Here is a 20,559-nt window from a genome sequence, read left to right as displayed (position 1 = left end):
CCGAATGCTCCCCTCCCCGCTGGCGATCGACGTTCGCCGGGGAGCCATCGCCTCGCTCGGGACGGTGCTGGCCGACCGCCGCATCGCCACCGAGGGGCGCATCGCCGTCGCGGTGGGCCCGGGCCAGGGCGCGCAGATCGCCGCTGACCTGGACCTGCCGCAGTGCGAGGTCTTCCAGGTCGAGGAAGGCACCGTCGACGCCGCGACCGAACTCGGCAAGAAGCTGCGCTCCGGCGCCTACGAGGCCGTGGCCGGTATCGGTGGCGGCAAGACCATCGACGTCACCAAGTTCGCCGCGACCATGGCGGGCATCCCCATGGTGGCCGTGGCCACCAACCTGGCCCACGACGGCATCGCCTCCCCCGTCAGCTCTCTTGAGCACGAGGGCGGTAAGCCGTCGATCGGCGTCACCATGCCCATCGCGGTCGTCATCGACGTCGACTACGTCCAGGCGGCACCCCCGCACCTGGTCCGGTCCGGCGTCGGCGACGTGGTCAGCAACATCTCGGCCATCGAGGACTGGGAACTGGCCGGGAGGGTGAACGGCGAGCCGGTCGACGGCATGGCGGTCACCTTCGCGCGCGTGGCGGCCGAGGCGGTCCTGCACCGCCCGGACTCCATCGACTCCGACGGGTTCCTCAAGGTGCTGGCCGAGGGGCTGGTGCTGTCCGGCATGGCCATGTCGGTCGCCGGGTCCAGCCGTCCGGCCAGTGGCGCCTGCCACGAGATCCTGCACGCCGTCACCCAGCTCTACCCGGGCACCAGCAACCACGGTGAGCTCGCGGGTCTGGGCGCGCTGTTCGCGTCCTACCTGCGAGTCAGGCACCTGGACTGGCCCCAGGCGCGGCTGGAGGAGATCAGGAACTGCCTCATCCGCCACCAGCTGCCGATCGTGCCCTCCGACGTCGGTCTCGACGAGGCGTCGTTCGCGCGCGCGGTGGCCCACGCCCCGGGTACCCGCCCGGGCCGGTTCACCATCCTTGAACACCTGAACCTCTCCGAGGACGAGATCGGGCGGAGTGTCGCGGACTATGTCGAAGCCGTCGGTCGCTGAGGTCCGCGCGGGCGGCCAGCCCGCGGGGATCAAGGAGCGCGTCAACGAGGAGCACTGGGCGGGTCGTCTCTACATGAGGGACATCTCCCCGTACCTGTCGACGCTCTTCGTGCGCCTGCGCGTGCCGCCGAACCCCATCACGTACCTGATGATGGTGTTCGGTGTGCTCGCCGGGGTGATCGTGGCCTTCGGCGGTCTGTGGTCGGCGATCCTCGCTGCGGTGTTCGTGCAGGTCTACCTCCTGCTGGACTGCTCCGACGGTGAGGTGGCCCGGTACACCGGACGCACGAGTGTCGCCGGGATCTACCTGGACCGCATCGGGCACTACGTGTCCGAGGTCGCCCTGCTCGTCGGCCTGGGCATCCGCGCCCAGGGTGAGTTCGAGGCGGGCGGCTGGGTGATCCTGGGCATGGCCGCCGCGCTCGGTGTCGTCCTCATCAAGGCCGAGACCGACAACGTGGTGGTGGCCAGGGCCAAGGCCGGGCTGCCGGAGAAGATCACCGAGGAGGCCATGCGGCCGAAGTCCTCGGGACTGAGCCTGGCCCGCCGCCTCGCCTCTGCGCTGAAGGTGCACCGGCTGATCCAGGCGGTGGAGCTGTCCCTGATCGTGGTGGTGGCGGCCGTGGCCGACCTCCTCCTCGGGGACCTGCTGGCCACCCGCGTGCTGGTCGTGGCCTGTGCCGCCGTCGCGGTGCTGATGAGTTTCGCGCACTTCGTGAGCGTGCTCGCCTCCCGTCGCCTGGAGTAGCGGCGCGCCGACGCGTGACGTCATTGACGGAGCCGCGGACGTTACCCCGTCCGTGGCTCCGTACACGTCGCTTTTATTCTTTCGTTAGTCTGTTCCTGCGAACGTTGACATGTGTCCACCTGTCAGCCGCACGTCGTCCACTGAACGGTCGCAACCATGGCCACACCCGTGATCCCTCCATCGCAAGGCTCCGGCGCGCCGACGGCGCACGACAACCGTGCGCCCAGAGCCGAACGGAGCAGCTCCGAGGTGCCAGGAAAGCCCACACTGTCCTGTGTCCTGCTCACCATGGGCAACCGTCCGGCCGAGCTGCGGCGTGCGATCACGAGCGTGTTCGAGCAGCAGGGTGCCGACGTCGAGGTGGTCGTCGTCGGCAACGGCGCGGACCTGCCCGAGCTGCCCGAGGGCGTCACCACGGTGCGCCTGCCGGAGAACGTGGGCATCCCCGCCGGCCGTAACGAGGGCGTGCGGGCGACCAGCGGAGACGTCATCCTGTTCCTGGACGACGACGGCTGGTACCGGTCCATGGACCTGGCCCGGCACGTGCGCGACCGTTTCGCCGCCGACCTCACGCTGGGTGCGCTGTCGTTCCGGATCGCCGACCCGGACGGCGGACCGGACCAGCGCCGTCACGTGCCCCGGCTGCGCGTGGGGGACTCCCGCAAGTCGAGCGTGGTCACCACCTTCCTCGGCGGGGCCAGCGCCGTGCGCCGCACCGCCTTCGACGAGGGCGGGGGCCTGCCGGGCGAGTTCTTCTACGCCCACGAGGAGACCGACCTTGCCTGGCGGATCATGGACGCCGGGTACACGATCGAGTACGACGCCGAGGCCGTGATGTACCACCCCGCGGTGGCGCCGACCCGGCACGAGAACTTCTACCGGCTCAACGCCCGCAACCGGGTGTGGCTGGCCCGCCGCAACCTGCCGTGGCTCCTGGCCTTCGCCTACCTGGGCACCTGGGTGGGGCTGACCGTCCTGCGCGAGCGCGACGGCGCCGCCCTGAAGTCGTGGTTCGCCGGGTTCCGTGAGGGCTGGCGCGAGGACGCGGGCCGCCGAACGCCGATCAGCTGGCGGACCGCCTGGCGGATGACCCGGGCCGGTCGACCCCCGGTCATCTGACGGACCACCGGCCCGCCGCGCGCGGGCTGCCCCCCGTTCGGGCGGGAGACAGACGAAGACAGGATCGGGGCGTCGGCACCAACGGTGCGCGCCCCGTGGATCGCTCCCCAGGAGCCGGACCGACGCTTTCGGACCGGCTCCTGGGGAGCGCTCGTGCGTGGGGTCCGGGTGCGCCTGACCCCTCGGGAAGCCGACCAGACTGTTGCTTCTTGACAATAGTTGACGATGTGGGCATTGTTCTCGAGTGGGAGGGGTACCGGACGGCGGAGGTTCACGCCGTGCGGAATCCCAGCCGCTCGTGTCCGGCCTCCGCGGTGTCACCGTCGACACGGTTCGCCGCCTCACGGAAGGCAGCGAGGCCCTCCAGCAGCATCGCCCGTTTCCTCGGGGGCATACGGGCGATCACGGCGTGGAGCTCACGCTCCCGCCGGGCGCGGAGGTCCCGCATGAAGGAGCGCCCGCTCTCGGTCAGCCAGACCCTCAGCTCGCGACGGCTGCTGGGGCTGGAGGTCCTGTGTACGAAGCCGACCGCCTCCAGGCGGTCACACAGTCTGCTGACAGACGGAGGGGTGGAGCCCAGACGATCGGTGACGGTCCGCAGGTTCACGCCGTCCTCGTCATCGAGGATGAACAGTACCTTGAGCTGGGACGCCGAGACCGGTGCTGTCGCGAGCTCGCGCCCCCGGCCCCACAACACCTCCATCAGCTCGGTCGCCTCGGAGGCGACCCGGGTGGCGTCATGTGCCTTCTCCTGCGATTCAGCGCTCACTTTCCAGCCTCACCACATCGCGGTTGTGAGTGGGACCCGCGCCTTGGACGGCGGCCGGGTATCTCCAAGACCATAACGGAACGCCCGGTTCCGTGCCCGCCGCCCGTACCCTCCCGGAGATCCGGGGGGTACGTCTACTCCCCCTGACAGAAAACACAGGTTGACGACTTTGAACGGTTACGAGGCAGTCGTACGGGCCCTCCAGCAGGCCAGGCCCGACGGACTGCTGACCGCTTTACGCGGAGCTCTGACCGAGTACTTCGAGGCGCTGGCGGTGGACCTGCTGCTGGCCGACTACGGGATGACGTCCCTGTGCCACGTCACCGAGCCCGGGGAGGAGCCGCGTCTGCACTCCCTGTTCAACAGCCCGGACGGGAGGGTGTTCGGTTCCCAGGAACGACTGGTGGAGGGGTTCCCGGGCGCGGGACGCTCGGTGGCGCGCCTTCCGGTGAGCGTGCGGGGTGACCGGATGGGGGTACTCGTCGTCGAACTGCCCGTCGTCGCACCGGATCAGCGCGTGCTCGGGGACCTGGAGCGGATCGCGCGGGCCCTGGGCCACGAACTGCTCGTCGCCGAACGGGACACGGACCTCTACCGGACGGTCCGGCGCCGCGACCGGCTCACCCTGGCCGCCGAGATCCAGTGGGACCTCCTGGCCGGCCGAGCCTACGAGTGCCCGGAGTACGGTCTGGGAGCCCAACTGGAGCCTGCCTACGCCATCCACGGCGACAACTTCGACTGGTCCGCCGGGGGCGACCGCCTCGTCCTCAGCGTCACCAACGGCATGGGCGAGGGCATCGAGGCCTCGCTGCTCACCAGCCTGGCGGTGAACGCGCTGCGCAACGCCCGCAGGGCGGGCGTCCCGCTCGCCGACCAGGTCGCCCTCGCCGACCAGGCGGTCTACGCCCAGCACCAGGGAGGGCTCTACCTCGACGTCCTGTTGCTCTCCTTCGACCAGACCACCGGTGAGGTCGAGGTGGTGGACGCCGGTTCGCCCCGTCTGTACCTCCTGAGGGACGACGCGGTGGCGCACTTCCCCTTCGAGGCGCAGATGCCGCTGGGGATGGCGGAGGACACCGTCTACACGACGCAGCGCTTCACCGTCCAACCGGGGGACCGGCTGGTGTTCGTCAGCGACGGGGTGTTCGAGGCCTCGGGCCCCGGCGCCGACACCTTCGGGCAGCGCGCGCTCGAGCGCTCGATCCTCGCGACCCGCCTGCTGCCCGCCGCCTCGGTCCCCCAGGAGATCCTGCGCAATCTGAGCGGCTACCGTCACGGCGAGCGGAGCGAGGACGACGCGCTGGTCGTGTGCCTTGACTGGAGGGGCAAGGTGTGAGCCCCACACAGGGGGAACCACAGTAGGGAACCGACCCCGGGCCGGACATTCTGGTAGACAGTTGTCGGGCGACAAGCTAGCAACGATGGGAACCACATGACCGAAGGCCCCACTGCCGGGAACGCGCCACGGACCGTGGCTCGGATCCTGAGGGAGAGAAACGAGCAGATCGCCCAGCGCTGGGCGGACCTGCCACTCTTCCAGGCGGTCTTCACCGTCACCCGGGACGAGGCGGTGGAGGCCTGCCACGCCGTACTGGAGTCCCTGGCCCAGGTGGCGGAGAGCGGGCGCGTGAGCGACATCGAGGCCCCCGGGTTCGGAACGATCCGGCAACAGTTGGCCTCGATGAGCGCCTCCCGTACCCGCTCGGGTCTGTCCATCGGGCAGATCGACCGCGAGGTCGGGGCCCTCGGCACCGCGCCGGTGGAGATACTGGAGCGCGAGTCCGGTGACGCGGGCGACGGCGACGTGCTCCGGGCCCGGTTGCTGTGGACCGAACTCCTGTCCACCCTGCGGGTCGTCGTCATCGAGACGACGCTCCACGAGAACCGTGAGATCGTGGACCGCCAGCGCCAGCAGCTGATGGAGATGGCCACGCCGGTCATCAAGCTCTGGGACCGGCTGGTGGCCGTGCCGCTGATCGGCATGCTCGACAGCGCACGCAGTCAGGTGGTGATGGAGAACCTCCTGGAGGCCATCGTCGAGCACAACGCGACGATGGCGATCCTCGACATCACCGGGGTGCCCACGGTCGACTCCCTCGTCGCCCAGCACCTGATGAAGACGGTCGCCTCCGCGCGCCTCATGGGCGCCGACTGCGTCATCTCCGGCATCCGGCCCGCGATCGCGCAGACCATGGTCCAGCTCGGACTCGACCTCGGCCCGGTCACCACCCGAGCCACCCTCGCCGACGCACTCGAACTAGCGTTGGAGAGGCAGAACGCGAAGGCCCAGGGGCTCACCCCCCGCGACTGACTCACCGATCGGACCCGCCTGTGCAGCCTGGAGCATCCCCCGTCCCCGTCCTGGACCTGGGTGGCATCCTGCTCGTCAGTATCCAGGGAGAACTCCCCGACCACGCGGCCGTCGACCTACGGACGGACGTGACCCTCGCCGTGTCCTCCACGGGGGCCCGCGGCGTGATCATCGACATCAGCGGACTCGACATGGTCGACTCCTTCCTCGCCAGGGTCCTGGCGGAGCTGGCCGCCAGCGCCCGGCTCCTGGCGGCCCAGGCGGTGCTGGTGGGCATGAGGCCGAGCGTCGCCATCACCCTGGTCGAACTCGGTCTCACACTGCCGGGGCTCGACACCGCCCGGACGCTCTCCGAGGCGGCGTCGCGCTTCGGAGTGGAGATCAGGGAGACCGGGACGCGGCTCGCCGCCAGGGACACCGACTGGGACCAGTCGTGAGCGCGGACGAGCGCACCGACCTGAGCCTGCCGGTCCGCAACGACGCCGACCTCATGACGGTGCGCCAGCGCGTTCGTGGCCTGGCCCAGGACCTCGGGTTCGGGCTGGTCCAGCAGACCAAGCTGGTGACCGCCGCCAGCGAGCTGGCCCGCAACACCCTCGTCCACGGAGGTGGCGGGTACGTCACCGTGGAGGCCGTCACCGACGGCGGCGGCGGGGACGGGGTCACCCTGGTTTTCACTGACCAGGGACCCGGCATCGCCGACGTCGACCGTGCCCTGGACGACGGCTATTCCACGGCCGGTGGGCTCGGTATGGGGCTGAGCGGTTCCAAACGCCTCGTCGACGACTTCTCCGTACGGACCGCTCCCGGGGAGGGCACCGCCGTCACCATCACCCTGTGGTCGGGACCCCAACCCCACGGACTCCGATGACCAGGGTCTGGGACGTGTCGGTCAGCGACTCCACACTGGTCCGCCGGGCCCGGGAAGCGGCCGAGGATGCCGCCGAGGCCGCGGGGCTGGACCGGGTCCGTGCCGGTGACGCGGCCCTGGTGGCGACGGAACTGGCCACCAACGCGGTCAAGTACGCGGGTGGTGGCAGGATCGTCGCCGAGGTCGCCCGTGACCCGTGGGGCAACGCCCGGGCCCTCCAGATCCTCGCCCTGGACCACGGGCCCGGTATGCGCGATGTCGACCGGGCCATGACCGACGGCTTCACCACGGGGAGCTCCCTCGGCACCGGACTGGGGGCCTGTGTCCGGGCCTGCGACTACTTCGCCGTGGACAGCGTGCTCGGTCAGGGGACCCTCGCCCTGGCCAGGCTGGCCCCGGCCGGTTCCCGCGGACCCTTCGCCGAGCCCGCCGTCACGGGGGGCCTTCACCTGCCGTTGGGAGGTGCGCCCGAGTCGGGTGACGGGCTCGCCTTCCGCAGCGCCTCGGGGCACCGGACCGTCATGCTGGCGGACGGCCTCGGGCACGGTCCGGAAGCGGCCGCGGCCAGTGACGCCGCCGCCCGCATGGTGCGGAGCAGGGCGGGTGGAAGGCCCGAGGACCTGCTGCGGCTCCTGCACACGGAGCTGCGGTCCACTCGCGGGGCGGCACTGGCGGTGGCCGACATCGACGAGTCGGCGCACCGACTGAACTTCTGCGGCGTGGGCAACATCGGCGCCCGGCTGTACAGCGGCGGTCAATGGGAGACACTCCTCTCCCGGCCCGGCATCGTCGGCGCCTTCGGGCTGCGTACCCCGGTACCGGTCCGCAGGGAGTGGCACCCGGGCGACGTCCTGGTGCTGTGCACCGACGGGCTGCCCAGCCGGTGGTCCCCGGACGGGATCGAACGCCTGGCGGACAGGGACGCCGCGCTGATCGCGGGGCGGGTGTTCCGGGATTCGGGCAGTGCCGCCCGCCCCATGCGGGACGACACGGCCGTCGCCGTCGTCCTGCACACAGGACGCTTCGACTGGGAGAGGGAATGAGGCACCTCCTGCTGAACGAGCGCGTCCACTCGCCCGTGGACGTGGCACTGGTGCGTGCCCGCGTCGGACACGTCCTCCGCGTGGGTGAGCGCACCACCGACGAGGACGCGGAGTTCCTCTCCGCCACCACTGAGCGCGCCCTGAACGGGGTTGAGGCCGGTGGCGCGGTGCTGCGGCTGGAGGCGTCGGACGACCTGCGCGAGTTGCGGGCGAACGTGCTCGAGGACGGCGGTGACCCGGACGGGGCCTGGTCCCGTTCCCTGGTCCTGGACGATCCCCTCCCGGACGCGGCTCTGGAGGCGCCCGCCTCGGAGGTCGAACTGCTGGCCGCCCAACAGCTGGCCGACGACCGGCAGCGGAGGAGGCTGGCCGGGCTGGCCACGGAGCGGGCCCGGGAACTCGCCTCCCACCAGCGGGAGCTGGAGGAGACCAACCTGGGCGTGCTGGCCCTGCACGCCGAACTCGCGCAGGCCAGTGACGAACAGCGGAGACTGCTGGGCGCGGAGCGGGCCGCCCGGGACGAGGCCGAGACCGCGCGCAACCGGCTGACCTTCCTGTCCGCCGCGAGCGCCCAGCTCATGGCCACCCTCCAGCGTTCGGAGATCCGCGGACGCCTGGAGAAGCTGCTCATCCCGTCGTACGCGTCCGCGGTCGACCTGTGGGTGGTCGAGGACGGCGCACTGGTCCCGATGGATGACTCCGAGGGGCGGGAGGCCCCGGACACGGCCGTCCGAGCGGTGGCGGAACGACGCCCGGTGCACGGCGAGGCCTCGCGCGGGGGCGTGGTGGGCACGGCCTTCCCGCTCCTCCTGGCCCCCCGTTCGCTGGGCGCGATGGTCCTCCACCGCGAGGCCGGGGCCGCCGACGACGACGTCATGCTGGGGGAGCTGGCGCGGCGGGTCGCCACGGCCATGGACAACGCCCAGCGCTTCGAACACGAGCGCGACACCGCGGCGGCACTCCAACGGGCCATGCTGACCCGTCTGCCCCAGGTCCCGGGCCTGGAGCTGGCCGCGCGCTACCTGCCGGCCGAGGACGGCATGAACGTGGGAGGCGACTGGTACGACGTCTTCCCGCTGGAGAACGGCGAGTACATCGGCGTGGTCGGAGACGTCACCGGGCACGGCATCCACGCGGCGGTCACCATGGGCCAGCTGAGGACCGCCCTGCGCGCCTACTCCGTGGACGAGCGCAGCCCGGCGGCGCTCCTGGGACTCCTGCACCGGTTGCTCGACCGGCTGGAACCGGACCTGTTCGCCACGGCCGTCATCGTCCGCTTCCGCCCGGGCGACCCCGAGGTGACCCTGGCGTCGGCGGGGCACCCGCCTCCGCTGCTGCGCACGGGACCGGGGGAGGCGGCCCCGCTCGAGCCTGTCTCCGGCGGGATGCTGGGCCTTCCGATCGACCTCACCTACACGGACAACCGCGTGGAGATCCCGCCGGGCGGTGCCCTGCTGCTGTACACCGACGGTCTGGTCGAGCGCCGGGGCGAGCCCATCGACGCCGGGATCGAGCGGCTGACCGCGAGTTTCAGCGACGCCGCCCGGCGGTCCCAAGGGTCCGAGGAGTCCGCGGACCTGCTGCTGGCCTCGGCGCTTCGCGGGCACGCCTACGACGACGACGTCTGCATGCTGGTGCTCGGGCCGGTGCCGCACCCGGCATGACGAAGGGGCGGGGCGCCGTGTGGGCACCCCGCCCCTCGCTCGCGGTGGGATCAGATCTCGGTGACGGCCGCTTCGTAGTCCAGGCGGGGGAGACGGTCGAACCAGGCGTCGGGGCCGGGACGGCCGATGTTCATCACGACCACCGGGGTCTGGGTGGAGTCCGTGCCGAAGAGCTCCTCGCGCAGGCCCTCGGCGTCGAAACCGGTCATGGGTCCGGCGGCCAGACCGGCGGCGCGCACACCGACGATCAGGTAGGCGACCTGGAGGAAGGCGTTCCGCAGGGCCATGTCCTCGCGGGCCTCGACCGGCATGCCGGAGAAGTTCTCGCGGGCGTCCGGCAGGACGGGGAAGGTCGTGGGGAAGTGCTCGTGGAAGGAGCTGTCCGCCGAAAGCACCAGGGCCAGCGGGGCCTTGGCGGTCTTGGGCGCGTTGTTCCCGCCCATGTGCCTGACGAGGCGCTCGCGGGCCTCGGGGGAGCGGACAGCCGTCACACGGAGCGGCTGGTTGTTCATCGCCGTGGGGCCGAACTTGACCAGGTCGTAGATGGCGCGCAGTTGCTCGTCGGTCACCGGTTCGTCGGTGAAGGAGTTGGCGGTGCGGGCGCTGCGGAACAACAGGTCCTGCGCGTCCTTGGACAGGACGAGGGCGTCACTCATAGGGAAACCTCAGCTGTGCTTTTGCGGTTCATGGCGTGCCGCTGGGGGCCGACAACCGAGCACAACATGGTTTCCCGGGAAGTTATTTCAACAGAGAACTGTCGGTGAGATCACTCTCTCACTCGTGCCGGGCGGCGACCGACGGGGCGGCGACTGCCGGGCCGGGGCGTGCGCGGACGCGGTATGGACGGCCTCGGGCCGTTCGCCTCGGCGACCCACTCCTCCAGCTGTTTCACGAACAGGCGCGCCTGCACCGGCCAGTGGAACGAGGTCCGCGCGATCCGGTGCCCCGTGCGGGCGTACTCCTCGCGCTGCGCCTGGTCGTCCCTGAGTTCGAGCACGGCGCGGACGGCGGCGGCCGGGTCCTGGAACGGCACGATGACGCCCGCCGCGCCCTCCGGCCGTTCGGTCACCAGGGCCTGGGCCATCGGGTTCGGCGAGGTGACCACCGGGAGTCCGTGGGCCATGTACTCCACGACCTTGGTGGGCAGGGAGTGCCGGTAGTTGTCGGTGTCGTGCAGCAGGCTGATCCCGGCCAGGGCTCCCGCCGCCATGCGCAGGGCCCGGTCGTTGGGCACGAAGCCGTACCAGTGCAGGGCGTTCTCCTGGTGGGCGTCGCGCAGCAGCGGCCGGATCTCGTGGTCGGCGCCGCCGATGACCTCCAGGCGCACCCCGTGGTCGCGCAGCTGGCGGCCCATCTCGATCAGGTCGTGGGCGCCCCGGGCCCTGGAGAGCTGGCCCAGGTACACGACACGGTCGTCGCCGGGCGGGCGGAGCGGGGTGTCGGGAACCTCGGTGGTGTTGGGGACCACGGGGTGCGCGCCCTGGAAGCGGGGTCGGTACCCCTCCTCGGCCAGCAGCAGGCGCATTCTCCGCTCCGCGCGCCGCTCGAACCTGCGCACCACGGAGCCGAGCGGCTTGCGGAGCCGTTCGGGGATCCAGGCCTTGGTGAGCAGCGCGGCGGGCGTGTCCTCGTGGACGTCCCACACCGTCACGGGGCGTCTGGTCGGAAGAGCCAGCAGCAGTTCGGGGTCGTGGAAGAGGAGGAGGTCGGCCTCAGAGGCCAGCCGTGCCAGCACGGTCCGGGCGGCCCTCAGCGAGGACAGCCGGTCCCGGCCCGAGGCGCGGGGGACGTCCACGGAACGCACCTGGTCCCAGGGCGTCACCCCGCACTCCCGGAACGGCGCCACGTACGTCACGGTGTGTCCTGCGTCGACGAGGGCGCGGATCTGTCGGTGCAGGATCCGGGCGTCCTCGGGGTGGTGCACAATCGTGGCCACAAGCGCGTGCATCGGGTTCACCTACTTATGTCACCGTTTGTACGACTCGTCCGTATTCGATGATCCGCCCCGAGGGTGCGGAATCAGCTGAACGACACGGTATTCACCAGCGGAAACACGCCGAGGAAAGCTGAGTGGACGCGTGGGGTGATTCCGGTGAACCCTTCGTTGGGTCACCGTGAACGCACGAAGGCACGCCGTCGAACGCGCGGTGGCGTTCGAAGCGGCGTGCCTCGGTGGTAACGGATCCAGCGGCTGGTCAGAGGATCTGGACACCCTCGCGCTGCACGTGGCGGCGCGCCTGCGAGGGAACGTCGGCCACGGCGTCGGCCTCCGGGTCCGAGCGGCGCAGGGCACCGCGGGTGTCCAGCAGCAGCCGGGCGAACTCGGTGAGCAGCTTGGGCCGGTAGTCGGCGTGGTCGGTGAGCAGGATGGTCAGGTCGGCCTCGGCCATCGCCCGCTCCAGGTCGGTGGAGCGCGGCACGTCCGTCCCGTCCACGTCCCAGGAGTCCACGTGCGGGTCGTGGTAAGTCAGCGTGGCGCCCTTCGCGGCCAGCTTGCGGGCCACCGGGCGCGCGGGCGACTCACGCTGGTCGGCGATGTCGGCCTTGTAGGTGACGCCCAGCAGCAGGACCTTGGATCTGGAGAGCGCCAGCCCGGACTCGTTGAGCAGCTCCTGTGCGCGCTGCGCCACGTAGCCGGGCATCCGGCCGTTGATCTCCTGGGCCAGCTCGACGAACCGGAACGGGTAGCCGAGCGTCTTGACCTTGTAGGAGAGGTAGTTCGGGTCGATGGGGATGCAGTGACCGCCCACGCCCGGGCCCGGGTAGAACGCCTGGAAGCCGAACGGCTTGGTGGCGGCCGCCGCGATCGAGTCCCACAGGTCGATGCCGAGCTCCTGGCAGAAGACGGCCATCTCGTTCACCAGCGCGATGTTCACGTGCCGGTAGGTGTTCTCCAGCAGCTTGGCCATCTCGGCCTCCCGGGTGCCGCGCGCCCGCACCACGGTGTTCACGAAGTTCTCGTAGAACGTGGCGGCCGCCTCGCCGCACTCCTCCGTGAGACCGCCGACCACCTTCGGGGTGTTGGCCACGCCGAAGGTCGGGTTGCCCGGGTCGATGCGCTCGGGCGAGAAGGCCAGGTGGAAGTCGGCACCGGCGACCAGGCCGGACTCCTCCAGCAGCGGCCGGACGACCTCCTCGGTGGTGCCCGGGTAGGTGGTCGACTCCAGGATCACCAGGGTGCCCGGTGACAGGTGCCCGGCGATGGCCCTGGCGGCCGAGGTGACCGCGCCCAGGTCCGGGCCGCCCTCCGGGGAGAGCGGCGTGGGCACGCAGATGACGATGGTGCGCGCCGTCGCGAGGCACGCCGGGTCGGTGGTCGCGCTGAACCCGTGGGACAGCATCGAGGCGACGTCGTCCGTCGACAGGTCGTCGATGTGCGACTCGGACTTGTTGAGACCTTCGACCACTCGCGTGCTGACGTCGAATCCGGTCACCCTCAGTCCCGCTGAGACGGCTTCCGCCGCCAGCGGTAGACCGACGTAACCGAGGCCGAGGACGACGAGGTCGCTGGCCGAACCGGAGCTCTGCTCGGGGACAGTGGCTGGATTGGAGGCTGCGGCATCCACTTCGCGGTCACACTCGCATTCATTTCGTGAACGGGCGCAAATAGTCGAGGACTGCCATGGGTCCACCATTCGGAGTGCAGGACGTCCGAGTGTAGGTAGACGTTGTCCTCGGTTACGGGTTCTGGCCTGGTTCGGACATTTTTCGAATAAGAACCCGATACGCCTGGCTGTAGCGGTATGCGGCCTCGGTCCACGTTCGGTTGGCTCCGACACGCTCCTGACCAGCTTGACCGTAGGACGTCCGCTTTTGATGACTGTAGGCGAGATTTGTGAGGACATCAGCTAGACGTGCCGATTCGCCCGCCGGAATTAACTCGCCGGACACCCCCGGTTCCACGATCTCTCGCAGCGCCGGAAGGTCACTCGCGACAACAGGAAGCCCACCAGCCATGGCTTCCACCGGCTTCAACGGCGTCACCATGCGGCACACGCGTTCATCAAGTCGTGGCACGGCGAAGACGTCCAGCGCGGCGTGGTGGTGGCGGACCCGGTCGGCCGGGACCCGCCCGGGGAAGTGCGCCGCACCGGTCAGTCCCAGCCGCCGGGCGCGGTCACGCAGCGTGGCCAGTTCCGGGCCGTCACCGACCACCAGGGCGTGGGCGCGCTCCCCCCGCTCCCGCATGGCCGCCACAGCGTCAAGGAGCACGTCCAGGCCCTCGTAGCCGAAGCAGCTCGTGGTGGTGCCCACCACGAACTCCTCCGGTCCGATACCCAGCCCCTTGCGGACCTCGTCCCCCGAGGGCAGCGGATCGAGGAAGGACTCGTCCACCGCGTTGGGAACCACCAACAGCCGTTCCCGGGGCACGCCGCGCGCCTCGATGTCGGCGCGCATGGTCTCCCCGAGCGTCACCACCAGGTCGGCGGCGAGCATGCACTCGGTCTCGCTGGCGCGTTCGGCCTGGTAAAAGGCATCGTCCACGCTGCGGGAGGGATCCCGGGACAGCCAGGACTCCTCCAGGAACCCCCGCACCTCGTAGACCACCGGCAGCCCGAACCGGCGACCCAGTTCCAGGGCCAGCCGCGCGTTGTGGTGGTTGCTGGCCGCGTGCAGCACGTCCGGACGCACCACCTCCACCAGCTCCGACGCCATCCGCAGGCCCGCCGCCAGCTCGTCGGCGTGGCCACCGGGCGCCGTCCACGGCAGCAACCGGTGGTAGGGGATCCCGTCCACCCGCACCAGCGTGCGCGGGTCCGGCACCCCCTTGGTCAGCGGATACCCGGCACGGGTCGCCACGTGGACGTCCATCCCGGCCTCCCGCTGCGCGACCGCGATCCGGTGCGTGCGCTGCGTGTAGCCCGCGTTGGTGTGCGGGAGGGCGTTGGTCACCAGGTGCAGCACCCGCACCCCCGCCCCGGGCCGCCCCGGGTCCGCGGCCACCCGCCAACCCTCGTCGTCATCCGAGCCCGTGGCCGGTCGCTGAGCGTTCACCGTGTCGTCAGGCCGCGTTGGCGCACCGCGGGTTAACGTGAACCCGTGACGGTCAGGCGAAACGGACGGGGACGCGGGGACGGCACGTCCCGTGGCCAGTGCCGTCCGGTACTCCGCCGAGGTCCTGTGCGGCCCCGGGGGAATACGTTCGACCAGCTCACGGGCGGTGTCGGCGTCTCCGGCGGCAAGAGCCGCCGAGACCAGGCGCCCCACCCTGCGGGGCGGGGAGTTCGTCGCGGCGGACAGCAGCACCTCGCGTGCTTCCTCGCGCCGCCCCTGGTCCCACAGGGAGTAGGCGCGCGGCAGCGCGCCCGAACGGGCGGACACGGCACGCGCCGAGGTCCGCACGGGGCCGGGCATCAGCCGCAGCGCCAGCAGCGGCAGGCGGGCCGGGTCGGAACGCAGGTGGTGCCAGGCCAGGGTCGCGGTGAAGGTCACCGCCCTCGGCCAGAGGACGCGCGAACGCGGAACACGGGGTTCGGGATTCTGGGAGTCATGCACGGTCAGTCACACAACCACGTGGACGTGGCCGGATGGTGACAACACGGCGACACGGACGGGACGGCTGGGGCAAAGAACTCCGTCACCCGAACCGCGCGCGCCGCGAACCGCCCGGCCGGGACCCCGGCCCACACCAGCACAGCAGTCACCCCCACCAGAAGCAGAAGGAAACAGCCGTGGCAACGAGTGCGCCTCTTGGCAGCCAGGACACCGGGATCGTGCACGTGGTCGGGGCCCGCCCCAACTTCGTGAAGGCCGCTCCGGTCGTCTCCGCCCTGCGCGGGCGGGGCGCGCACCAGACGGTCCTGCACACCGGTCAGCACTACGACGACCGCATGTCCGCCGTCTTCTTCCGGGACCTCGGCCTGCCCACCCCGGACGTCGACCTCGGTGTCGGCTCCGGTTCGCACGCCGCTCAGACCGCCGCGCTCATGGTCGGACTGGAACGCGAGTTCACCGCGAACACCCCCGGGATGGTCGTGGTCTACGGCGACGTGAACTCCACCGTGGCCGCCGCCCTGGTCGCCGCCAAGCTCGGCGTCCCCGTCGCGCACGTCGAGGCGGGCCTGCGCTCCTTCGACAACACCATGCCCGAAGAGATCAACCGGCGGGTCACCGACCAGCTCAGCGACCTCCTCTTCGCGACCAGCCCCGAGGCGATCGGCCACCTGGCCACCGAGGGGATCTCCCCGGACCGCGTCCACCTCGTCGGCAACCCGATGATCGACACGCTCCTGGGCAACATCGACCGATTCGACGCCGACGCCCTACGCGCCCGCCTCGACCTGCCCGAGCGGTACGTGGCCGCCACCCTGCACCGGCCCGCCAACGTCGACGACCCCGCCAACGTCGCCCTCCTCACCGAGCGCCTCCACGAGATCGCCGACCTCACCGACGTGGTCATGCCGGTGCACCCGCGCGGCAAGGCCGCCTTCGACCGCGCCGGGCTGGGCGACCACCCGCGCGTGCGCCTGCTCGAACCGCTCGGCTACCTCGACTTCGTCGCGCTCACCCGGGGCGCCGCCGCCGTGGTCACCGACTCCGGCGGGGTCCAGGAGGAGACGACGATCCTCGGCGTGCCCTGCCTGACCCTGCGTCCCAACACCGAACGCCCGATCACCATCACCCACGGCACCAACCAGCTGGTCACCGAGGCCGATCTCCTCCAGGCACTGGGCAAGGTCCTGGACGGCCGGGCCGTGGAGCGGATCGGTGACGTGCCGCCGCTGTGGGACGGTCACGCGGGCGAGCGCATCGCCTCCGTCCTCACCCAGTGGTCACGGTGACCGGCCGTGTTCCCCATCCGCGCGGGCGCCCCCTGGCACCCGGACCGCACCACGGACACCCCGGTGTCCCGACCCGAGGTTTCCCGAACCGAGCACAAGGTGGCAGACCGTGAAACGGCGTGAACAGAGCCAGACCGAACAGCTTCGGCAAGCCCTGGTCGAGCGCGAGGCCCAGCTCCAGGAGGCGCAGGCCCGCCTGGCCTCGCTCGAGGGATCGACCTCCCTCCAGGTGGGCCGCGCGCTCACCGCCGCCGCCAAACGCCCCGGCCGCTCCCTGGTCAGGCTCCCGCGCGACCTCTACCGGCTGTGGCGGCGCAGCGGCAGCACCAACCACGCCGAGCGCCGAGGTGTCGAGCCCGTCCGCTCCTTCGACGCCGACCGGCAGGAGGCCCGCCTCCTCACCGGGCTGAGCGGAGGCCGCGAGGACCTGCTGGTGGTCGCCACCGTCCTCGGCCCGGCCGTCCAGAAGGCGGTCGACCCCTACCTGCGCTCGGTGCCGCTGCGCCCGCACGACGCCCAGATCGTCATGGACGCCGTCGACGTCGACCTGCTCCTGGTGTCCTCCTCGGCGGCCGCTCCCGGCTCTCCCTGGGCCCACGTGGGCGACCCAGCGGCCGTCGACCGCACCCGCGCCCTGCACTGGGTGCTGGAGTCGGCGGCGGCCCGCGGCATCCCCACGGTCCTGCTCGACGACGCCCCGTCCCCGCCCGCCCTGCGCCAGCTCGGCTTCGACCGCGTGCACAAGGGCGACGCCGGTGTGCCGCTGCACCTGTTCAACCCCGTGGCCGCCGAACTCGTCTCCGGCCCGGAGGCGGTCTTCGTCCGCACCTCCCCGGAGCAGCCGGTCCCCGACGTCCTGGTGGACCTCGGCGTGGGCGTGGTGGACGCCGACTCGCCCGAACTGCCCGACGCCCTGCGCGCGGCCAACGTCGCGGTGATTCCCGAGTCCGGCCACGGCGACCTGCGTCTGCGCCGCCGCGCGTGGGCCTGTGGCACCCGGGTGGTCTCCCACCCGGCCGTGCCCGTTCCCGATGCCGAGGACCTCGCGGTCACCGTGCCCCGACTGCGCGCGGAGCCGCCCACACCCCGTGAGGTGCGGGCCATGCTGCGCCAGGTGTTCCTCGACGAGGCGGCGCCCGTCCGGCTGGTCACCCTCCTGGAGGGCCTCGACTTCCCGTCGGGCACCCCCGGCACCGAACTCCCGCTGAGCGGCCGAGGGGTCGCGGTCCTGGCCGACCCGGCCTCCGAACCCGAGGCCGACCGCCTCGCCGACGACCTCCTCGGCTCCCGCCTGCGCCCAGCCGAGGTGGTCGTCCCCGACACCGCCGCGCGGATGCCGGGCGTCCAGCGCCTGCGTGCCGAGGGCCTGACGGTGCGCGCGGTCCGCACCACCGCCCCCGACACTCCCGAGGAACTCACCCGGGAGGGCACCCGGTCCCAGGTCGGCGGGTTCGAACCGGAGCACTGGGCGGCCCTGGCCGAACGCGCCGCCTCCCCGTGGGCGCACCTGTGGACCGCCCCGGTCGGCCGTCACCGCCTGGCCGACCTCGCCTGCGCCGCCGAGTGCTCGGGCGCCGACGCCGTCGGCACCCCCGACACCGGCGACCAGAAGACCCCGGGCCTGGGGGAACGGGGCTTCTTCGACCGTGACACCGGGGGCAGACAGTACGTGTTCGTCACCTCGGTCACCCCGGAACTGGCCCGGACCGACCTGCTGCGCCGGGGCTGGCTCCCGGCGGAGTGGAACCGGCGCGGCACCCGGCTCCTGGCCCTCGGGCCGGACCACGGGTCCGGCACCGACGGCGACAACGAGGGACCGACCCACGCCGACGCCTCGACGGGTGCGGTCGGTTGACCACCGCCACGCCCGAGTCGCCCCCGACGGGCGCGCGCGGCGCGGTAGTACGCAAAACTCGGGCCACCCATCAGCATCCGAAGGGAAGAACGTGAGCACAGCTCCTCCGCGCGCACTCTTGTACGGGGACGTGGACCTGAACATCATCGACGGCTCGGCGATCTGGGCGCAGTCGATGGCGCAGGCCCTGGCGGCGGCGGGTTGCGAGGTCACCCTGCTGCTCAAGGCCCAGGTCCGCACCGACCGGCTCACCGCGCCGCTCACCGCGAACCCCGGGGTCCACCTGGTCCGTCCCTACGAGGACAGACTGCTGTCCGACCTCGGCCCGCGCGGTCTCACGCCCGAGCAGGCCGTGGAGATCATGGGCGGTCTGCACTCGCGCAGGCCCTTCGACCTGGTCGTCGTCCGGGGCCGCCGACTCGCCGGGCTGGCGGCCCAGGAGGAGAGCCTGGCCGGGAGGCTGTGGACCTACCTCACGGACTTCCCGCACAGCGTCGGCGAACTGACCGCGACCGCCACCGCCGAGCTCACCGACATCGCGCTGGCCTCCCGGTTCGTGCTCTGCCAGACGGAGGAGCTGCGGGCCTTCCTGGAGTCCACGGTCCCCGCCGCCTGCGGCCGGTCCGTTCTGTTCCCGCCGGTCGCGGTGGTGCCCGAGGGGATCGCGGCCGAGGGCCAAACGCACGCGCGCACCCGCCTGGCCTACACCGGCAAGTTCGCGCCCCGCTGGAACACCCTGGAGATGACCGGCCTGCCCGAGGAGCTGGCCCGGCTCGGGGTGGACTCCGAACTGGTGATGATCGGCGACAAGATCCACGCCGAGCCCGCCGACTGGGCCAAGCGGATGCGCAGGGCTCTGGAGAGCACCCCGCATGTGGACTGGCGCGGCGGCATGGCCAGGGCCGACGCGCTCCGCCAGTCCGCCGAGTGCGACTTCGGACTGTCCTGGCGCGACCCCGAGATGGACGCCAGCCTGGAGCTGTCCACCAAGGTGCTGGAACTCGGCGCGCTCGGCCTGCCGGTGGTCCTCAACCGCACGCCCATGCACGAGGCCCTGCTCGGCGCCGACTACCCGCTGTTCGCCGGTGAGGACACCGCCTCGGTGGCCGCGGTGGTCGCCCGCGCCTACCACGACCGCTCCGTGTACACCGAGGCCGCCGAACGCTGCCGCAGGGCCGCCGCGAACCACACCCTGGAACGCGCCGCCGAGCGCCTGCGCGGATACCTGGCCGAGGCCATTCCCGCGGCCCCCGAGGGCACCGACCCCGAGCGCCCGCTCAAGGTGGTCATCGCCGGGCACGACCTCAAGTTCTTCACCCGCCTGGCCGAGTACCTGGACTCCCTGCCCGGCCTGGACGTGCGCATCGACGAGTGGGAGGGGCTGAGCACCCACGACCAGTACCGGTCCCGGGAGCTCGCCTCCTGGGCGGACGTGGTCATCTGCGAGTGGTGCGGGCCCAACGCGCTCTTCTACGCCAAGTGGAAGCGCCCGGACCAGCGGCTGATCGTGCGTCTGCACCGCTTCGAGCTGTACGCGGAGTGGCCGCGCCGCCTGGACATCGCCAAGGTCGACGCGGTCGTCTGCGTGAGCCCGCACTACGCCGACCTCACCCGCGAGCTCACCGGCTGGCCCGCCGAGAAGGTCGTGGTGCTGCCCAACTGGGTGGACGACCGTCAGCTGGACCGCCCGAAGCTCGCCGGGGCCGAGTTCTCGCTCGGCATGATCGGGATCGCGCCGTCCCGCAAGCGCCTGGACCGGGGGCTGGACGTGCTCTCCGAGCTGCGCCGGATGGACCCGCGCTACACGCTGTCGGTCAAGACCAAGCAGCCGTGGGAGTACTGGTGGATCTGGAACCGGCCGGAGGAGCGCTCCTACTTCGAGCGGGTGTACCGGCGCATCCAGCGTGACGAGAACCTGGCCTCCGGGGTGGTCTTCGACGGCTTCGGGCCGGACGTGGCCACCTGGCTGCGCCGGGTGGGGTTCGTCATCTCCACCAGCGACGACGAGTCGTTCCACCTGGCCCCCGCCGAGTGCGCGGCCTCCGGTGGGGTCCCCGCCCTGCTCGCGTGGCCGGGTTCGGACACCATCTACGACCCGCACTGGATCCACGACGACGCGGTGGCCATGGCCGAGGCCATCCACACGACGGTCTCCGAGGGCCGGTTCGTCGACGAAAGCGAGCGGGCCCGCGCGGAGGTGACCTCCGTCTACGGCCTTGGGCGGGTCCGGGGGATGTGGAGCGACCTGGTGGTCCGGGGCCAGACCCCCGCCGCTCAGGGGTCCACCGCCCACGCCAGCGCCAACTAGCCGTGTTTGTTTTGCATCTCCGCTTCGCTTCGATG

The 20,559-nt window shown here is 71.5% G+C and carries 17 protein-coding genes; 12 read left to right on the top strand and 5 right to left on the bottom strand.

Features of this window, described 5'->3' with window-relative positions; all coding sequences use genetic code 11:
• Nucleotides 1-4 precede the first annotated feature (4 nt).
• The 3 genes from ADX84_RS08150 to ADX84_RS08140 all read left to right on the top strand — a co-directional run bounded on the left by ADX84_RS08150 (nt 5) and on the right by ADX84_RS08140 (nt 2,921).
• A complete protein-coding gene (locus ADX84_RS08150; protein ID WP_017542149.1) occupies nt 5-1,054 on the top strand; it encodes an iron-containing alcohol dehydrogenase family protein in 1,050 nt (349 codons plus the stop codon).
• Nucleotides 1,032-1,802, top strand: coding sequence for a CDP-alcohol phosphatidyltransferase family protein (locus tag ADX84_RS08145; protein ID WP_049569958.1), 771 nt, complete (start codon nt 1,032-1,034; stop codon nt 1,800-1,802). The genes ADX84_RS08150 and ADX84_RS08145 overlap by 23 nt, the downstream gene beginning before the upstream one ends.
• A 288-nt stretch (nt 1,803-2,090) precedes the next feature.
• Nucleotides 2,091-2,921, top strand: coding sequence for a glycosyltransferase (locus ADX84_RS08140; RefSeq protein ID WP_199776512.1), 831 nt, complete (start codon nt 2,091-2,093; stop codon nt 2,919-2,921).
• 271 nt (nt 2,922-3,192) lie between these two features.
• Here the strand turns inward: ADX84_RS08140 and ADX84_RS08135 are convergent, their stop codons facing one another.
• Nucleotides 3,193-3,690 carry a MarR family winged helix-turn-helix transcriptional regulator gene (locus ADX84_RS08135; RefSeq protein WP_199776511.1) on the bottom strand — a complete coding sequence of 166 codons (498 nt, stop codon included), beginning with the start codon at nt 3,688-3,690 and terminating at the stop codon, nt 3,193-3,195.
• 169 nt (nt 3,691-3,859) lie between these two features.
• On the opposite strand from ADX84_RS08135, the gene ADX84_RS08130 reads away from it, so the two are divergent.
• From ADX84_RS08130 to ADX84_RS08105, 6 genes are all read left to right on the top strand, one after another.
• Entirely contained in the window at nt 3,860-5,026 is a 1,167-nt protein-coding gene (locus ADX84_RS08130) for a PP2C family protein-serine/threonine phosphatase (RefSeq protein ID WP_049569949.1), read from the top strand.
• Nucleotides 5,027-5,122: 96 nt separating this feature from the next.
• Entirely contained in the window at nt 5,123-6,001 is an 879-nt protein-coding gene (locus tag ADX84_RS08125) for an STAS domain-containing protein (protein ID WP_049569945.1), read from the top strand.
• Between the two features lie 20 nt (nt 6,002-6,021).
• Nucleotides 6,022-6,438: an STAS domain-containing protein gene (locus ADX84_RS08120; RefSeq protein ID WP_049569941.1), complete on the top strand. Its 417-nt coding sequence runs from the start codon at nt 6,022-6,024 to the stop codon at nt 6,436-6,438.
• Nucleotides 6,435-6,872 (top strand): anti-sigma regulatory factor, encoded by a 438-nt coding sequence (locus ADX84_RS08115; RefSeq protein ID WP_234003869.1) that lies wholly within the window; start codon nt 6,435-6,437, stop codon nt 6,870-6,872. Before ADX84_RS08120 ends, ADX84_RS08115 begins: the two co-directional genes overlap by 4 nt.
• A complete protein-coding gene (locus ADX84_RS08110; protein ID WP_049569937.1) occupies nt 6,869-7,915 on the top strand; it encodes a SpoIIE family protein phosphatase in 1,047 nt (348 codons plus the stop codon). Before ADX84_RS08115 ends, ADX84_RS08110 begins: the two co-directional genes overlap by 4 nt.
• On the top strand, nt 7,912-9,579 hold the full coding sequence (locus ADX84_RS08105) for a PP2C family protein-serine/threonine phosphatase (RefSeq protein WP_049569933.1): 1,668 nt from the start codon (nt 7,912-7,914) through the stop codon (nt 9,577-9,579). Before ADX84_RS08110 ends, ADX84_RS08105 begins: the two co-directional genes overlap by 4 nt.
• 50 nt (nt 9,580-9,629) lie before the next feature.
• Here the strand turns inward: ADX84_RS08105 and ADX84_RS08100 are convergent, their stop codons facing one another.
• The 4 genes from ADX84_RS08100 to ADX84_RS08085 form a co-directional block, all read right to left on the bottom strand.
• The gene (locus tag ADX84_RS08100) at nt 9,630-10,235 is read right to left on the bottom strand and encodes a malonic semialdehyde reductase (RefSeq protein WP_049569930.1); all 606 of its coding nucleotides are present in this window, start codon (nt 10,233-10,235) and stop codon (nt 9,630-9,632) included.
• 110 nt (nt 10,236-10,345) lie between these two features.
• A complete protein-coding gene (locus ADX84_RS08095; protein WP_049569926.1) occupies nt 10,346-11,527 on the bottom strand; it encodes a glycosyltransferase family 4 protein in 1,182 nt (393 codons plus the stop codon).
• Between the two features lie 247 nt (nt 11,528-11,774).
• The gene (locus ADX84_RS08090; RefSeq protein WP_049569923.1) at nt 11,775-13,145 is read right to left on the bottom strand and encodes a nucleotide sugar dehydrogenase; all 1,371 of its coding nucleotides are present in this window, start codon (nt 13,143-13,145) and stop codon (nt 11,775-11,777) included.
• 112 nt (nt 13,146-13,257) lie between these two features.
• On the bottom strand, nt 13,258-15,075 hold the full coding sequence (locus ADX84_RS08085) for a glycosyltransferase family 4 protein (protein WP_049569920.1): 1,818 nt from the start codon (nt 15,073-15,075) through the stop codon (nt 13,258-13,260).
• A 176-nt stretch (nt 15,076-15,251) separates the two neighbouring features.
• Between ADX84_RS08085 and wecB the strand changes: the two genes are divergently transcribed.
• The 3 genes from wecB to ADX84_RS08070 all read left to right on the top strand — a co-directional run bounded on the left by wecB (nt 15,252) and on the right by ADX84_RS08070 (nt 20,524).
• Nucleotides 15,252-16,361: a non-hydrolyzing UDP-N-acetylglucosamine 2-epimerase gene (gene wecB, locus ADX84_RS08080; protein WP_049569914.1), complete on the top strand. Its 1,110-nt coding sequence runs from the start codon at nt 15,252-15,254 to the stop codon at nt 16,359-16,361.
• A 109-nt stretch (nt 16,362-16,470) separates the two neighbouring features.
• Nucleotides 16,471-18,216: a hypothetical protein gene (locus ADX84_RS08075; RefSeq protein ID WP_049569910.1), complete on the top strand. Its 1,746-nt coding sequence runs from the start codon at nt 16,471-16,473 to the stop codon at nt 18,214-18,216.
• A gap of 118 nt (nt 18,217-18,334) precedes the next feature.
• Nucleotides 18,335-20,524 (top strand): glycosyltransferase, encoded by a 2,190-nt coding sequence (locus ADX84_RS08070; protein ID WP_049569906.1) that lies wholly within the window; start codon nt 18,335-18,337, stop codon nt 20,522-20,524.
• Nucleotides 20,525-20,559: the final 35 nt, after the last annotated feature.

The organism is Nocardiopsis sp. SBT366 (assembly GCF_001083815.1).
GTDB classification, from domain to species: Bacteria; Actinomycetota; Actinomycetes; order Streptosporangiales; family Streptosporangiaceae; genus Nocardiopsis; species Nocardiopsis prasina.
This window is presented reverse-complemented; position numbering and strand designations above follow the sequence as displayed.

Coding starts and splice junctions, on each gene's coding strand:
- ADX84_RS08150 (WP_017542149.1), top strand. CDS start 5: ATGCTCCCCTCCCCGCTGGCGATCGACGTTCGCCGGGGAGCCATCGCC.
- ADX84_RS08145 (WP_049569958.1), top strand. CDS start 1,032: ATGTCGAAGCCGTCGGTCGCTGAGGTCCGCGCGGGCGGCCAGCCCGCG.
- ADX84_RS08140 (WP_199776512.1), top strand. CDS start 2,091: ATGGGCAACCGTCCGGCCGAGCTGCGGCGTGCGATCACGAGCGTGTTC.
- ADX84_RS08125 (WP_049569945.1), top strand. CDS start 5,123: ATGACCGAAGGCCCCACTGCCGGGAACGCGCCACGGACCGTGGCTCGG.
- ADX84_RS08110 (WP_049569937.1), top strand. CDS start 6,869: ATGACCAGGGTCTGGGACGTGTCGGTCAGCGACTCCACACTGGTCCGC.
- ADX84_RS08105 (WP_049569933.1), top strand. CDS start 7,912: ATGAGGCACCTCCTGCTGAACGAGCGCGTCCACTCGCCCGTGGACGTG.
- ADX84_RS08100 (WP_049569930.1), bottom strand. CDS start 10,235: ATGAGTGACGCCCTCGTCCTGTCCAAGGACGCGCAGGACCTGTTGTTC.
- ADX84_RS08095 (WP_049569926.1), bottom strand. CDS start 11,527: ATGCACGCGCTTGTGGCCACGATTGTGCACCACCCCGAGGACGCCCGG.